Genomic DNA, 13,260 nt, shown 5'->3' with positions numbered 1-13,260 from the left:
GGTCAGCAGCCGATCGGCGCGGAGCCCACGGCCACGTCGTCGAACCAGACGGTGTCGTCACCCGTCGCGTAGCTCTCCCAGCCCAGTCGCAGGGCGGTCGGCCTGGGTGCGGTGCCGCGGGTGAGCCACTGCTGGTCGACGTCCTGCGTCGGCACCCCGTCGGCGTGCAGGCCCGGAACCTGCTCGTCGCCGAGCCAGGTGTCGAGGCCGGCGGCCGAGGTGTCGATCGCGAACCGCAGGCACTGCCAGCCGTCCGTCGGCAGCGGCCTGCTCAGCGCCACCCCGGCCGGGCTCTGCGCGGGCAGGGTGGCGTCGTCGCTCTCCCGGTTCCACTGCAGCGCGCCGTTCTGGCCGCCCACGCGCAGCGCCCGGCCCCCCTGCGCCGAGTCCGGCATCGACACGAAGGTGACGTGCGAGGTCGGCAGCGCGGTGGTGTGCCGGACCCACATGCGCACGTACATCACGGGGCCGACCGACGACAGGTCCGCGGTGTGGGCGACGAAGGCGTGGTTGCAGTACCCGGCCCGGCCGTCCACCCGGAGCGACCTGCCGCCCCCGTGCGACACCGCCGAGTCCACGGCCGCCGTGCCCGTGCCCTGGCAGTCGGGCGCGGTGAACCGCCAGTCGCCGGAGGGCGCGGGGCCGGCCTGGTCCTCGAAGCCCGAGCAGATCACCGCGTCACCGCACTCCGCGGACGGCGGTGGAGTGGTCGTGGGAGGCGTGGTCGGCGGTGTGGTGGGGGACGTCGTCGGGGTGGCGGGCGGGGTGCCGCCGTCGTCGCCGCAGGAGGTGCCGTTGAGCGCGAAGTCGTCCGGCTCGGGGCCGGTGGACCGCCAGGTCCCCTGCAGTCCGAACTCGGCGGTGCCGCCCGTGGACACGGCGCCGTTCCAGCCGGCGTCGTCGGCGACGACGGACGCGCCGGTCTGCGCGACGGTCGCGTTCCACGCCGACGTCACCTGCTGATCGCCGGTGTAGGTCCAGGTCAGACGCCAGTCGCTCACCGCGGGTCCGAGGTTGGTGATCCTCACCCGGGCCGTGTAGCCGCCCGCCCACGCGTCGACGCTGTAGTCGACCCGGCAGGCGGCCGCCGCCGCGCCGCTCGCGGGCATCGCCACCAGGACCGACACCACCAGCGCCACGGCGGCCACGGCCGCGGTCCAGGGCCGGCGCGGTAATCGAAGGACTCGGGTGCGCACAGGGTGCCTCCAGTGCGGGAGAAGGGATGCGTCAGCGCATGCATGGGGCCTGTACGGGGCATGCACGGTGTGATGCATGGGAGCGCTCCCATGCATCACACCGAGATTGGCGGTGTACTGTCAAGATGCGTGCGGGCGTCCGCCCCGATCGTGACCGCCTACCCTTAGTGCCATGAGCAGCATCGACCGGAGCCAGTCAGTGGGCGGCACGCGCACCTACGAAGTACGCACCTACGGGTGCCAGATGAACGTCCACGACTCCGAGCGATTGTCCGGTCTGCTGGAGGGCGCGGGTTACGTCCGCGCCCCCGAGGGCGCCGACGGCGACGCCGACGTCGTCGTCTTCAACACCTGCGCCGTACGGGAGAACGCCGACAACAAGCTGTACGGCAACCTCGGCCACCTCGCCCCGAAGAAGGCGAGCCGCCCCGGCATGCAGATCGCGGTCGGCGGCTGCCTGGCGCAGAAGGACCGCGACACCATCGTGAAGCGGGCCCCCTGGGTGGACGTCGTCTTCGGCACCCACAACATCGGCAAGCTCCCGGTGCTGCTCGAACGCGCCCGCGTGCAGGAGGAGGCGCAGGTCGAGATCGCCGAGTCCCTGGAGGCGTTCCCGTCCACGCTGCCCACCCGGCGCGAGAGCGCGTACGCGGCCTGGGTCTCCATCTCCGTCGGCTGCAACAACACCTGCACCTTCTGCATCGTCCCCGCCCTGCGCGGCAAGGAGAAGGACCGCCGCCCCGGCGACATCCTCGCCGAGGTCGAGGCCCTGGTCGCCGAGGGCGTCAGCGAGATCACCCTGCTCGGGCAGAACGTCAACGCCTACGGCTCCGACATCGGTGACCGCGAGGCGTTCAGCAAGCTGCTGCGCGCCTGCGGGAACATCGACGGCCTGGAGCGTGTCCGCTTCACCTCCCCGCACCCCCGCGACTTCACCGACGACGTCATCGCCGCCATGGCCGAGACGCCGAACGCGATGCCGCAGCTGCACATGCCGCTCCAGTCCGGCTCCGACCCGGTCCTCAAGGCGATGCGCCGCTCCTACCGCCAGGAGCGCTACCTGGGGATCATCGAGAAGGTCCGCGACGCCATCCCGCACGCGGCGATCACCACCGACATCATCGTGGGCTTCCCCGGCGAGACCGAGGAGGACTTCGAGCAGACGCTGCACGTGGTGCGGGAGGCCCGCTTCGCCCAGGCCTTCACCTTCCAGTACTCCAAGCGCCCCGGCACCCCGGCCGCCGAGATGGAGAACCAGATCCCCAAGGCGGTCGTCCAGGAGCGCTACGAGCGCCTCGTCGCCCTCCAGGAGGAGATCTCCTGGGACGAGAACAAGAAGCAGGTCGGCCGCACCCTGGAGCTGATGGTCGCCGAGGGTGAGGGTCGCAAGGACGGCGCCACCCACCGTCTCTCCGGCCGGGCCCCCGACAACCGCCTGGTGCACTTCACCAAGCCCGACCAGGAGGTCCGCCCCGGCGACGTGGTGACCGTGGAGATCACCTACGCCGCCCCGCACCACCTCCTCGCCGAGGGCGCGGTGCTCGACGTGCGCCGCACGCGCGCGGGCGACGCCTGGGAGAAGCGCAACACCGCCGAGCAGGCCAAGCCCGCGGGTGTGCTGCTGGGACTGCCGAAGGTCGGCGTTCCCGAGCCCCAGCCGGCCGTGGCGAGCGGCTGCGGCTGCGACTGACCGCAGAGGGTGCCGCCGGGGGCGGCGGTACGGGGATACGCTGCCGATCATGCTTGTCGCCGCCGCCGTCTGCCCCTGCCCGCCGCTCCTCGTGCCGGAGGTCGCCGCGGGTGCCGCACCCGAGCTGGACGCCGCACGCGCCGCGTGTACGGACGCGCTGGGCGTGCTCGCCGCGTCCCGGCCCGACCGGCTCGTGGTGGTCGGTCCCGCGGACTCCGCCGGGCCCGAGGTCTATCCGCGCGGTGCGCGGGGCTCCTTCCGCGGCTTCGGCGTGGACGTGGAGGTGTACCTGGGCGCCGACAGCGGCGGTGCCGAGGTGACCGAGCTGCCCCACGGTCTCGCCGTCGGCGCCTGGCTGCTCGGGCGGACCGGCTGGGCCGACGCCCCCGTCGACGCCATCGGGGTGGGGGACGGGCTGTCCGCCGAGCACTGTGCCGCCGTCGGCCGGGACATCGCCGCGCGGGCGGCGGGACGGACGGCGCTGCTGGTGCTGGGCGACGCCAGCGCGTGCCGCACGCTGAAGGCGCCCGGCTACCTCGACGAGCGGGCGGCGCCCTTCGACGCGGAGGTCGGCCGCGCGATGGAAACGGCGGACCCGGCCGCGCTCGCCGCCCTGGACCCCGGTCTGGCCCGCGAACTCAAGGCGTCGGGCCGGGCACCCTGGCAGGTCCTCGCGGGTGCCGCCGGGGACTCGGACCTGGACGGGTCGCTGCTGTACGAGGACGCGCCCTACGGGGTCGGGTACCTCGTGGCGACCTGGTCGTAATGCACGGGCGCAGCGGCGGGGTGTCACCTGGTCGCAGCGGCCGCGCGGCCACCATGTCGTAGTCGTAGTCGTAGTCGTAGTCGTAGTCGTAGTCGTAGCCGTAGCCGTAGCCGTAGCCGTTGACGCGCCCGCGGACGGTCCGGAGCCCGCCCGGGGGCCGGGCTCCGTGACCGTCCGGCGGCGTACCGGGTCAGGAAGCCGGTGGCGGGCCGGCCGGAGGGGTGCCGCCGGGCGTGCCGCCGGGTGCGCCGCCGGGTGCGCCGCCGCCTTCTTCCCCGCCCCTGTCGTCCTTGTCGTCCTTGTGGGCGAGGCGGTCCATGGCGCCCTTGGCCTTGCCCGTGCCGGTCTGGATCCGGTCGCTGTACTTGCCCTTGGTCCTCTCGTCGACGGTCCGCGCCATCTTGTCGAGACCGCGATCGATCTTGTCGCCGTGCTGCTGCGCGAGGTCGGAGACCTTGCCCTTCGCCGGTTCGAGTCTGGCCTTCAAGTTGTCCAGGAGACCCATGGTTCGCCTTCCCTCACGGGGCAGTCAGGTGCGGGCGCCGTTGTCGGCCTCGTTGTCGACGGCCTCCCCGGCGGACTGCTGCTTGGGGATGCCGACGCTCTCCGGGTCGCCGGCCTCGGCGGAGGTACCGTCGGCTTCGCCGGCCTCCGCCGTGTTCCGCGGACCGGCGTCGGCGGTCTCGGCCACCCCGGCAGCCTCCGCCGCCTTCGCCTCCGCCTCCGCCGCGCTCCCGGTGTCCGGGACGTCGGTCCGCGTCTCCGCGGCCGCCGCCGCCTCGGTGTTCTTCGACCTCCGAAAAAGCCGTGCAAAAACGCCCATATCAACTCCATACGTTACTCGTGCGGGCGAAATCCCGCGGCATCCGGTGCGTCCGTTTGCGTGGCCGGGGCCCTGAGCCGGTGGCCCGGGGAGCGGGAACCTCGCAACGGGCAACGACCCCGGACGCGGACCGTCACGTAACTCGTTCGAGGGCGAGGTGAGAGGTTTGCGAGACTGGGGCGGTGAGCAGCGCACCCCCCGCCCCCCGCGTCATCGCCGTAGTCGGACCCACCGCGGCCGGAAAGTCCGATCTGGGCGTCTTCCTGGCCGAGCGGCTCGGCGGCGAGGTCGTCAACGCCGACTCCATGCAGCTCTACCGAGGGATGGACATCGGCACCGCCAAACTGACGCCCGAGGAACGCGGTGGCGTCCCGCACCACCTGCTGGACATCTGGGACGTGACGGTCACGGCCTCCGTCGCCGAGTACCAGCGCCTCGCGCGCGAGCGGATCGACGCGCTGCTCGCCGAAGGACGCTGGCCGATCCTCGTCGGCGGTTCCGGTCTCTACGTCCGCGGGGCCGTCGACAACCTGGAGTTCCCCGGTACCGATCCCGAGATCAGGGCCCGCCTCGAGGAGGAGCTCGAACTGCGCGGCCCGGGTGCGCTGCACGCCCGGCTGGCCCTCGCCGACCCGGAGGCGGCACGGGCCATCCTGCCCAGCAACGGGCGTCGCATCGTGCGCGCCCTAGAGGTGATCGAGATCACCGGCCGGCCCTTCACCGCCAACCTCCCGGGTCACGACTCCGTCTACGACACCGTGCAGATCGGCGTCGACGTGGCCCGGCCCGAGCTGCACGAGCGCATCGCCCTGCGCGTCGACCGGATGTGGGAGGCCGGTCTGGTCGAAGAGGTGCGCGCACTGGAGGCGCAGGGGCTGCGCGAGGGGCGTACGGCGTCCCGCGCGCTCGGCTACCAGCAGGTCCTCGCGGCACTCGCCGGCGAGTGCACGCTCGACGAGGCGCGCGCCGAGACCGTCCGTGCCACCAAGCGCTTCGCGCGCCGTCAGGATTCGTGGTTCAGGCGCGACCCGCGGGTGCACTGGTTGAGTGGGGGTGTGGCGGATCGCACGGAACTTCCGCGGCTCGCCCTGTCGTTGGTCGAACGACCGGTTACAGCCTGATCACGTGATGGCATCGGGACGCCCCGGCCGTCATCCGGGCCTTCGGCGGCGTGCCATCATCGAGCTTCGATCGACCGAGTGAGTCCTAGTTGGGAGGGCGCGTGGCGATGGAGGCCGGCCCTCGCGACACCGCACCGAGCACCGAACACGGCACCGCCGACCGCGGCGGACCGGAGCCGGACGGCGGCGCCCTGAGCCCCGACGGTCCCGACGAGACGCCGGACGGCGTCGCCGACGGTCCCGCGCCCGACGAGATGTACGGGGACGAGGTCGAGGTCGAGTTGCGGCCCCAGCGCCGGCTGCGGATCTGGCAGCTCGCGCCCATCGTGTGCCTGGCCGCGCTCGGCTCCCTGATGTTCGCCTTCCCGCTCGCCTTCGACTTCGGCGACAGCGGCGCCGTGATCGCGATGCTGGGACTGCTGATCTGCTCCTGCGCGGCCGGCTGGGGCATGATGGCCGCCCGCCGGGTCGGCTACACCTGGCCGGGCCTGCCCCAGCGCGGCTCGGGGCGCCGAGCCGACTGGCGGACGATCCTCGTGTACGCCCTGGCGGTCGCCGCGGTCGTCGTCCTGGCCGTGTGGCGGGTCGCCCGCCTTCGGAGCTGACGGGGCCCTCCCGCCCGGGCCCGGCTCCGCCCCTCGTCGTCGCGGTGCACCCACCCCGTACGATCGAGGAATGAGCACGCGGATCGCCTTCCTCAAGGGTCACGGCACCGAGAACGACTTCGTGATCGTTCCCGACCCGGAGAACGCCTTCGACCTGCCTCCCGCCGCCGTCGCCGCCCTGTGCGACCGCCGTGCGGGCCTCGGCGGGGACGGGCTGCTGCACGTGGTGCGGTCCGCGGCGCACCCCGAGGCCCGGGGCATGGCCGCCGAGGCGGAGTGGTTCATGGACTACCGCAACGGCGACGGCTCGGTCGCGGAGATGTGCGGCAACGGCGTGCGGGTCTTCGCGCGCTACCTCCAGCACGCCGGGCACGTCACCGGGGGAGACCTCGCCGTCGCCACGCGCGGGGGCGTGAAGACCGTGCACATCGCCAAGAACGGCGACGTCACCGTCGGCATGGGCCGCGCGCTGCTGCCCGAGGGCGACGTCGAGGTGAGCGTGGGCGAGCGCGACTGGCCCGCGCGGAACGTGAACATGGGCAACCCGCACGCGGTCGCCTTCGTCGCCGACCTCGACCACGCGGGCGACCTGTACGCCCCGCCCGCCCACGCGCCCGCCGGCGCCTATCCGGACGGGGTCAACGTCGAGTTCGTGGTCGACCGGGGCCCCCGCCACGTCGCGATGCGCGTGCACGAGCGCGGCTCCGGCGAGACCCGCTCCTGCGGTACCGGCGCGTGCGCCGTCGCCGTCGCCACCGCCCGCCGGGACGGCCTCGACCCCGCGGCCACCGGAACCCCGGCCACCTACACCGTCGACGTGCCCGGCGGCACCCTGGTGATCACCGAGCGCCCGGACGGCGAGATCGAGATGACGGGGCCGGCCGTGATCGTCGCGGAGGGCGAGTTCGACTCCGCCTGGCTGGAAGGGGTACTCGCCTGAACCACGACCCGGTGACCCGGACCGCGGTGAACCACAGCTCGGTCCATGACACTCAGTGCGAAAACGTAAACCCTCGGACCATCGCTCGAATGGGTGATCCGTTTCACGCTCGGCGAGAGGCGGTCGGCCGCACGTGATGGGCTCGATAGCATCAAGCACCGGCCCGGACGGGGGACCGACAGCATCCCCTGAGCCGTGTCCGCCCTGGGATTCCCCGTCCGCCGGTCCGCGCAGCCGGAGGTGCCCATGAACGCGGAGGCCGTGAATCCAGCGAGCCCGGGGCCCGTGCCGCCCGCGGCCACCGGTGCCGTCACGCCGGCACCCCGCAGGAAGGCCCGCCCCCGGATCGACCTGCGCCGCCTCGGCCGGGCCGCCCTGCTCGGCTCCGCCACCCGCAGCCGGGGCCTGCCCGACGCCATCGGCCACGTCGTCGAGGCCCACCGCGCCCACCACCCCGACGCCGACCTCGACCCGCTGCGCCGCGCCTACGTCCTGGCCGAGTCCTCGCACCGCGGGCAGATGCGCAAGAGCGGCGAGCCGTACATCACCCACCCGCTCGCCGTCACCCTGATCCTCGCCGAACTGGGCGCGGAGACCACCACCCTGACCGCCTCGCTCCTCCACGACACCGTCGAGGACACCGAGGTGACGCTCGACCAGGTCGGCGAGCAGTTCGGCGCCGAGGTCCGCTACCTCGTGGACGGCGTCACCAAACTGGAGAAGGTCGACTACGGCACCGCCGCCGAGCCGGAGACCTTCCGCAAGATGCTCCTCGCCACCGGCAACGACGTCCGCGTGATGTCGATCAAACTCGCCGACCGGCTGCACAACATGCGCACCCTCGGCGTCATGCGCCGCGAGAAGCAGGAACGCATCGCCAAGGTCACCCGCGACGTCCTCATCCCGCTCGCCGAACGGCTCGGCGTCCAGGCGCTCAAGTCCGAGCTGGAGGACCTCGTCTTCGCGGTCATGCACCCCGAGGAGTACGCGCACACGCGGGAGCTGGTCCAGGAGAACGCCGCCCGCGCGGACGACCCGCTCGCCGCGGTCGCCGACGAGGTGCGGGGCGTGCTGCGCGAGGCCGACATCCAGGCCGAAGTCCTCATCCGCCCGCGCCACTTCGTCTCGGTGCACCGTGTCTCCCGCAAGCGCGGCACGCTCCGCGGCGCGGACTTCGGCCGCCTCCTGGTGCTCGTCCAGGAGGACGCCGACTGCTACGCGGTCCTCGGCGAGCTGCACACCTGTATGACGCCGGTCGTCTCGGAGTTCAAGGACTTCATCGCCGTCCCCAAGTTCAACCTCTACCAGTCGCTGCACACGGCGGTAGCCCGCGCGGAGGACGGTCAGGTCGTCGAAGTCCTCATCCGCACCCACCAGATGCACAAGGTCGCCGAGGCCGGTGTGGTCGCGCTCGGCAACCCGTACGCGCCTTCGGCGGAGGAGCAGAGCGCGGGCGACGGCGAGCGCGCCGACCCCACCCGGCCCGGCTGGCTCTCCCGGCTGCTCGACTGGCAGCGCGGCGCCCCCGACCCCGACACGTTCTGGTCCACCCTCCGCGAGGACCTCGCCCAGGACCGCGAGATCACCGTCTTCCGCCCCGACGGCGGCACCCTCGGCCTCCCCGACGGCGCGACCTGCGTCGACGCCGCCTACGCCCAGTACGGCGAGGACGCCCACGCGACCATCGGCGCCCGGGTCAACGGCCGGCTGGCGCCCATGAGCACGGTGCTGCGGGACGGCGACACCGTACAGCTCCTGATGGGTCAGGACCCCGCCTCCGAGCCCTCCAGGGAGTGGCTGGAGCACGCCCACACCCCCGCCGCGCGGATCGCCATCCAGCGACGGCTCGCCGCCCACCCGGAAGCGGCGCCCGAGGCGCAGGACCCGCCCCGCGGACCCGACCTGCCCGAGCCCCACGCCCACCCGGACGCCCCGCGACCGGCCCCGGACGCCGCAGCCGCCCGCCCCGCCGCCGACGTCCTCGTCGACCCACCGGGCGCGACCGTACGACTGGCCGGCTGCTGCACCCCCGTACCGCCGGACGAGATCACCGGTTTCGCCGTGCGCGGAGGCGTGGTGACCGTGCACCGCGCCCAGTGCGCGGTGGTGGCGCGCATGAAGAGCACCGGGCGCGCGGAGGTCGGTGTGCGCTGGGGGGAGAGCACCGGCTGCCGGGTGACCCTGCTCGCCGAATCGTTCGGCCGCCCGCACCTCCTGGCCGACCTCACCGAGGCCATGGCCCTCGAAGGCGCCGAAATCGTCTCCGCCACCGTCGAACCCCCGGACCGCCAGCGGGTCCGGCACAGCTACACCGTCGTACTCCCGGACGCCGCCCGGCTGCCCGCGCTCATGCGCGCCATGCGCGACGTGGCCGGCGTCTACGACGTCAGCCGCGCCCAGCCGCAGCCGACCGGCGCGTGATCCGGCACCCGGCGCCGTACCTGTCCGGTCCGGCACGGTGTACCGCGCTTGCCGCATCCGGTAGGCGGTGCCGATTCCGTGCGGTTGCGCGGGGGCGGTGCCGAACCCGCGTGTCCGGTCCGAGGTACCGCACCTGTCCGATCCGGCATGCCGCGCCGAACCAGCCGGGCTCACCGCAGCAGACCAGCGCGTGATCCGACGCACGGCGCCGCATCTGTCGGGTTCGGCACGGTGTACCGCACCTGTCGGGTTCGGCACGGTGTACCGCATCTGTCGGGTTCGGCACGGTGTACCGCACCTGTCCGGTCCGGCACGGTGTACCGCACCTGTCCGGTCCGGCACCGTGTACGCACCTGTTCGGTCCGGCACCGTGTACCGCGCCCGTCCGGTCCGGCGTGCCGCGCCGTACCCGTTCGGGTGCCCCGGGCGCGCGCCGTCGCCGTCGGACACGCGGGCGCTGATAGCCGTGGGGGATGCTGCACACCCCTCACCCCCCGACCCCGCGACTCCGCGCACGCCCCCGGCGGCGGCTCAGGGCCGTGGCGCTGCTCGCCTCCGCCGTCTCCGTCTGCCTGGTCGCCGCGAGCGCCCCGCCGACCCCGCTCGGCGTCGGCGACCGTCTCTTCCCGCAGCTGGGCAACCCCGGGTACGACGTGGCGGCGTACGACCTCTCCTTCACCTACTCCGGCAGCAACAGCGAGCCGCTGAAGGCCGTCACCACCATCGAGGCCCGGACGACCGCCGACCTGGACCGGATCAACCTCGACTTCGCCCACGGGAAGGTCGACTCCGTCGAGGTCGACGGCGAACCCGCCGGCTTCGCCACCGCCGGCGAGGACCTCGTCGTGACGCCCGAGGACGCGCTCGACGAGGGCGACTGGACGCGGATCACCGTGCGGCACAGCAGCGACCCGGTGTATCCCGAGGACCGCCAGGGCGGCTGGGTGCGCACCGCCGACGGCCTCGCCATGGCCAACCAGGCGGACGTCGCCCACCTGGTGTTCCCCTGCAACGACCATCCCTCCGACAAGGCGCGGTTCACCTTCCACATCACCGCCCCCGACGGGCTCACGGCCGTCGCGAACGGCCTGCCGACCCGCGTGGACCGCACCGGCGGATCGACCACCTGGACCTACCGGAGCCCGCACCCCATGGCCACCGAGCTGGCCCAGGTGTCCATCGGCCGCTCCACGGTGCTGCACCGCGCCGGGCCGCACGGACTGCCCATCCGGGACGTGGTGCCGACCGAGCACCGCGCGGCCCTCGAACCGTGGCTGGAGAAGACCCCCGGCCAGATCACGTGGATGGAGCAGAAGGTCGGGCGCTACCCCTTCGAGACGTACGGCCTGCTCATGGCCGACGCCACCACCGGCTTCGAACTCGAGACCCAGACGCTCACCCTCTTCGAGCGGGAGCTGTTCACCGAGCCGGCCTACCCGAAGTGGTACGTCGAGTCGATCATGGTGCACGAGCTGGCCCACTCGTGGTTCGGCAACAGCGTCAGCCCGGCCACCTGGTCCGACCTGTGGCTCAACGAGGGCCACGCCACCTGGTACGAGGCGCTGTACGCGGAGGAGACCGCGGACAAGCCGGTGGCGGCCCGTATGAAGGCCGCCTACGGGGCCTCCGACCGCTGGCGCACGGCCGGCGGACCCCCCGCCGCCCCCAAGCCGCCGAAGAACGGCAGCAAGACCGGGATCTTCCGCGCCAACGTCTACGACGGCGCCGCGCTCGTCCTCTACGCCCTGCGCCAGGAGATCGGCCGTCCCGCCTTCGAACGCGTCGAGCGCGCGTGGGTCGCCCGCAACCAGGACGGCACGGCGACGACCGCCGACTTCGTCCGGCTCGCCTCCGAGACCTCCGGCCGGGACCTGGGCGGCTTCTTCCAGGCCTGGCTGTACGGCGCGAAGACCCCGCCGATGCCCGGCCACCCGGACTGGAAGCAGAACCCCGTCGAGAAGGCCGCCGGGAAGCAGCCCGCCAAGGCGTCCCGGAACGCACACGGGGAATAAGCCGGTGACGAGACGGCCCGTGCCGTGCGACCATCTTCGGGACGGCGCGGTACGGGCTCCGGGAATCTCCCCGGTGGTTCGCACGTTGTACACGATGTCGCGGCCCGTGCGCCGCGCCGACCCCTTCCCAGCTACGTAAGGATCCAATGACCTCCTCTTCTTCCCCCTCCCAGGACACCAAGCGTCTCGCGCAGACCTATCCCGAGGGCCTCCGGGCCGATGCCCTGATGGAAGAGGACGTCGCCTGGAACCGCGGAAGCGACTCGCAGTGGGACGGCGAGCAGTTCGACCGCTCCGACCGCGCGGCACTGCGCCGCGTGGCCGGCCTCTCCACCGAGCTCGAGGACGTCACCGAGGTCGAGTACCGCCAGCTCCGTCTGGAGCGGGTCGTCCTCGTCGGCGTATGGACCTCGGGCACCGTGCAGGACGCGGAGAACTCACTGGCCGAGCTGGCCGCCCTCGCGGAGACGGCGGGTGCGCTCGTGCTCGACGGCGTCGTCCAGCGCCGGGACAAGCCCGACGCCGCCACCTACATCGGCTCCGGCAAGGCCGAGGAGCTGCGGGACGTCGTGCTCGACACGGGCGCGGACACCGTCATCTGCGACGGTGAGCTGAGCCCGGGGCAGCTGATCCACCTCGAGGACGTCGTCAAGGTCAAGGTCATCGACCGCACGGCCCTGATCCTGGACATCTTCGCCCAGCACGCCAAGTCCCGAGAGGGCAAGGCGCAGGTCGCGCTCGCGCAGATGCAGTACATGCTGCCGCGGCTGCGCGGCTGGGGTCAGTCGCTGTCCCGGCAGATGGGCGGCGGCAAGGGCGGCGGCCTCGCCACCCGTGGTCCCGGTGAGACCAAGATCGAGACGGACCGGCGCCGGATCCGCGAGAAGATGGCGAAGATGCGCCGGGAGATCGCGGAGATGAAGACCGGCCGCGAGATCAAGCGCCAGGAGCGCAAGCGCCACAAGGTGCCCTCCGTCGCCATCGCGGGCTACACCAACGCCGGCAAGTCCTCGCTGCTCAACCGCCTCACAGGCGCGGGCGTACTGGTCGAGAACGCCCTGTTCGCGACCCTCGACCCGACCGTGCGCCGGGCCGAGACCCCCAGTGGGCGGCTGTACACCCTGGCCGACACCGTCGGCTTCGTCCGGCACCTGCCGCACCACCTGGTCGAGGCGTTCCGCTCCACGATGGAGGAGGTCGGCGACTCCGACCTGATCCTCCACGTGGTCGACGGTTCGCACCCCGTCCCGGAGGAGCAGCTGGCCGCCGTGCGCGAGGTGATCAGGGACGTCGGCGCCACCGGCGTACCCGAGATCGTCGTGATCAACAAGGCCGACATGGCCGACCCGCTGGTGCTCCAGCGGCTGCTGCGGGTCGAGAAGCGGGCCATCGCCGTCTCGGCGCGCACCGGCCAGAACATCGACCAACTGCTCGCCCTGATCGACAACGAGCTGCCGCGTCCCTCGGTCGAGATCGAGGCGCTCGTGCCGTACACCCACGGCAAGCTGGTGGCCCGCGCCCACGACGAGGGCGAGGTGATCTCCGAGGAGCACACCCCGGAGGGCACCCTGCTCAAGGTGCGGGTGCACGAGGAGCTGGCGGCGGAGTTCGCGCCGTACGTTCCGGCGCCGCTCGCCTGAGACCCGCCCGGCCGGACAGCAGGCCGGCCGACCGAGGGCCCGCCCC

11 protein-coding genes are annotated in these 13,260 nt (G+C 72.9%); 8 read left to right on the top strand and 3 right to left on the bottom strand.

From position 1 onward, the window contains the following. Nucleotides 1-2: 2 nt before the first annotated feature. Nucleotides 3-1,196, bottom strand: coding sequence for a cellulose-binding domain-containing protein (locus tag ACFV9J_RS32475; protein WP_385360223.1), 1,194 nt, complete (start codon nt 1,194-1,196; stop codon nt 3-5). Nucleotides 1,197-1,368: 172 nt separating this feature from the next. On the opposite strand from ACFV9J_RS32475, the gene miaB reads away from it, so the two are divergent. Together miaB and ACFV9J_RS32465 are read left to right on the top strand one after the other, a co-directional pair. After that, the gene (gene miaB / locus ACFV9J_RS32470) at nt 1,369-2,886 is read left to right on the top strand and encodes a tRNA (N6-isopentenyl adenosine(37)-C2)-methylthiotransferase MiaB (RefSeq protein ID WP_385360221.1); all 1,518 of its coding nucleotides are present in this window, start codon (nt 1,369-1,371) and stop codon (nt 2,884-2,886) included. A 49-nt stretch (nt 2,887-2,935) separates the two neighbouring features. Then, entirely contained in the window at nt 2,936-3,652 is a 717-nt protein-coding gene (locus tag ACFV9J_RS32465; protein WP_385360219.1) for a class III extradiol dioxygenase subunit B-like domain-containing protein, read from the top strand. A 190-nt stretch (nt 3,653-3,842) separates the two neighbouring features. Here ACFV9J_RS32465 and ACFV9J_RS32460 read toward each other — a convergent pair whose 3' ends face one another. Both ACFV9J_RS32460 and ACFV9J_RS32455 read right to left on the bottom strand, forming a co-directional pair. Then, nucleotides 3,843-4,157: an antitoxin gene (locus tag ACFV9J_RS32460; protein ID WP_385360217.1), complete on the bottom strand. Its 315-nt coding sequence runs from the start codon at nt 4,155-4,157 to the stop codon at nt 3,843-3,845. A 24-nt stretch (nt 4,158-4,181) separates the two neighbouring features. Further along, nucleotides 4,182-4,475 (bottom strand): hypothetical protein, encoded by a 294-nt coding sequence (locus ACFV9J_RS32455; protein WP_385360215.1) that lies wholly within the window; start codon nt 4,473-4,475, stop codon nt 4,182-4,184. Between the two features lie 182 nt (nt 4,476-4,657). Between ACFV9J_RS32455 and miaA the strand changes: the two genes are divergently transcribed. The 6 genes from miaA to hflX all read left to right on the top strand — a co-directional run bounded on the left by miaA (nt 4,658) and on the right by hflX (nt 13,214). Continuing rightward, nucleotides 4,658-5,596: a tRNA (adenosine(37)-N6)-dimethylallyltransferase MiaA gene (gene miaA / locus ACFV9J_RS32450; protein ID WP_385360213.1), complete on the top strand. Its 939-nt coding sequence runs from the start codon at nt 4,658-4,660 to the stop codon at nt 5,594-5,596. A 107-nt stretch (nt 5,597-5,703) separates the two neighbouring features. Continuing rightward, nucleotides 5,704-6,201: a hypothetical protein gene (locus ACFV9J_RS32445; RefSeq protein ID WP_385360303.1), complete on the top strand. Its 498-nt coding sequence runs from the start codon at nt 5,704-5,706 to the stop codon at nt 6,199-6,201. 70 nt (nt 6,202-6,271) lie between these two features. Then, nucleotides 6,272-7,141 carry a diaminopimelate epimerase gene (gene dapF, locus ACFV9J_RS32440; RefSeq protein ID WP_385360211.1) on the top strand — a complete coding sequence of 290 codons (870 nt, stop codon included), beginning with the start codon at nt 6,272-6,274 and terminating at the stop codon, nt 7,139-7,141. A 246-nt stretch (nt 7,142-7,387) separates the two neighbouring features. Beyond that, nucleotides 7,388-9,562 carry a RelA/SpoT family protein gene (locus tag ACFV9J_RS32435; protein ID WP_385360209.1) on the top strand — a complete coding sequence of 725 codons (2,175 nt, stop codon included), beginning with the start codon at nt 7,388-7,390 and terminating at the stop codon, nt 9,560-9,562. Nucleotides 9,563-10,035: 473 nt separating this feature from the next. Continuing rightward, nucleotides 10,036-11,574 (top strand): M1 family metallopeptidase, encoded by a 1,539-nt coding sequence (locus tag ACFV9J_RS32430; protein WP_385360206.1) that lies wholly within the window; start codon nt 10,036-10,038, stop codon nt 11,572-11,574. A 146-nt stretch (nt 11,575-11,720) separates the two neighbouring features. Next, nucleotides 11,721-13,214: a GTPase HflX gene (gene hflX / locus ACFV9J_RS32425; protein ID WP_385360204.1), complete on the top strand. Its 1,494-nt coding sequence runs from the start codon at nt 11,721-11,723 to the stop codon at nt 13,212-13,214. The last annotated feature ends 46 nt before the right edge of the window (nt 13,215-13,260 follow it).

The sequence above is a fragment of the Streptomyces sp. NPDC059906 genome, from assembly GCF_042730645.1.
Lineage (GTDB): Bacteria > Actinomycetota > Actinomycetes > Streptomycetales > Streptomycetaceae > Streptomyces > Streptomyces rubrogriseus.
This window is presented reverse-complemented; position numbering and strand designations above follow the sequence as displayed.

Excerpts from the sequence above, each read along its gene's own strand:
- miaB (WP_385360221.1), top strand. The coding sequence starts at position 1,369 with ATGAGCAGCATCGACCGGAGCCAGTCAGTGGGCGGCACGCGCACCTAC.
- ACFV9J_RS32465 (WP_385360219.1), top strand. The coding sequence starts at position 2,936 with ATGCTTGTCGCCGCCGCCGTCTGCCCCTGCCCGCCGCTCCTCGTGCCG.
- ACFV9J_RS32460 (WP_385360217.1), bottom strand. The coding sequence starts at position 4,157 with ATGGGTCTCCTGGACAACTTGAAGGCCAGACTCGAACCGGCGAAGGGC.
- ACFV9J_RS32455 (WP_385360215.1), bottom strand. The coding sequence starts at position 4,475 with ATGGGCGTTTTTGCACGGCTTTTTCGGAGGTCGAAGAACACCGAGGCG.
- ACFV9J_RS32445 (WP_385360303.1), top strand. The coding sequence starts at position 5,704 with ATGGAGGCCGGCCCTCGCGACACCGCACCGAGCACCGAACACGGCACC.
- dapF (WP_385360211.1), top strand. The coding sequence starts at position 6,272 with ATGAGCACGCGGATCGCCTTCCTCAAGGGTCACGGCACCGAGAACGAC.
- ACFV9J_RS32435 (WP_385360209.1), top strand. The coding sequence starts at position 7,388 with ATGAACGCGGAGGCCGTGAATCCAGCGAGCCCGGGGCCCGTGCCGCCC.
- ACFV9J_RS32430 (WP_385360206.1), top strand. The coding sequence starts at position 10,036 with ATGCTGCACACCCCTCACCCCCCGACCCCGCGACTCCGCGCACGCCCC.
- hflX (WP_385360204.1), top strand. The coding sequence starts at position 11,721 with ATGACCTCCTCTTCTTCCCCCTCCCAGGACACCAAGCGTCTCGCGCAG.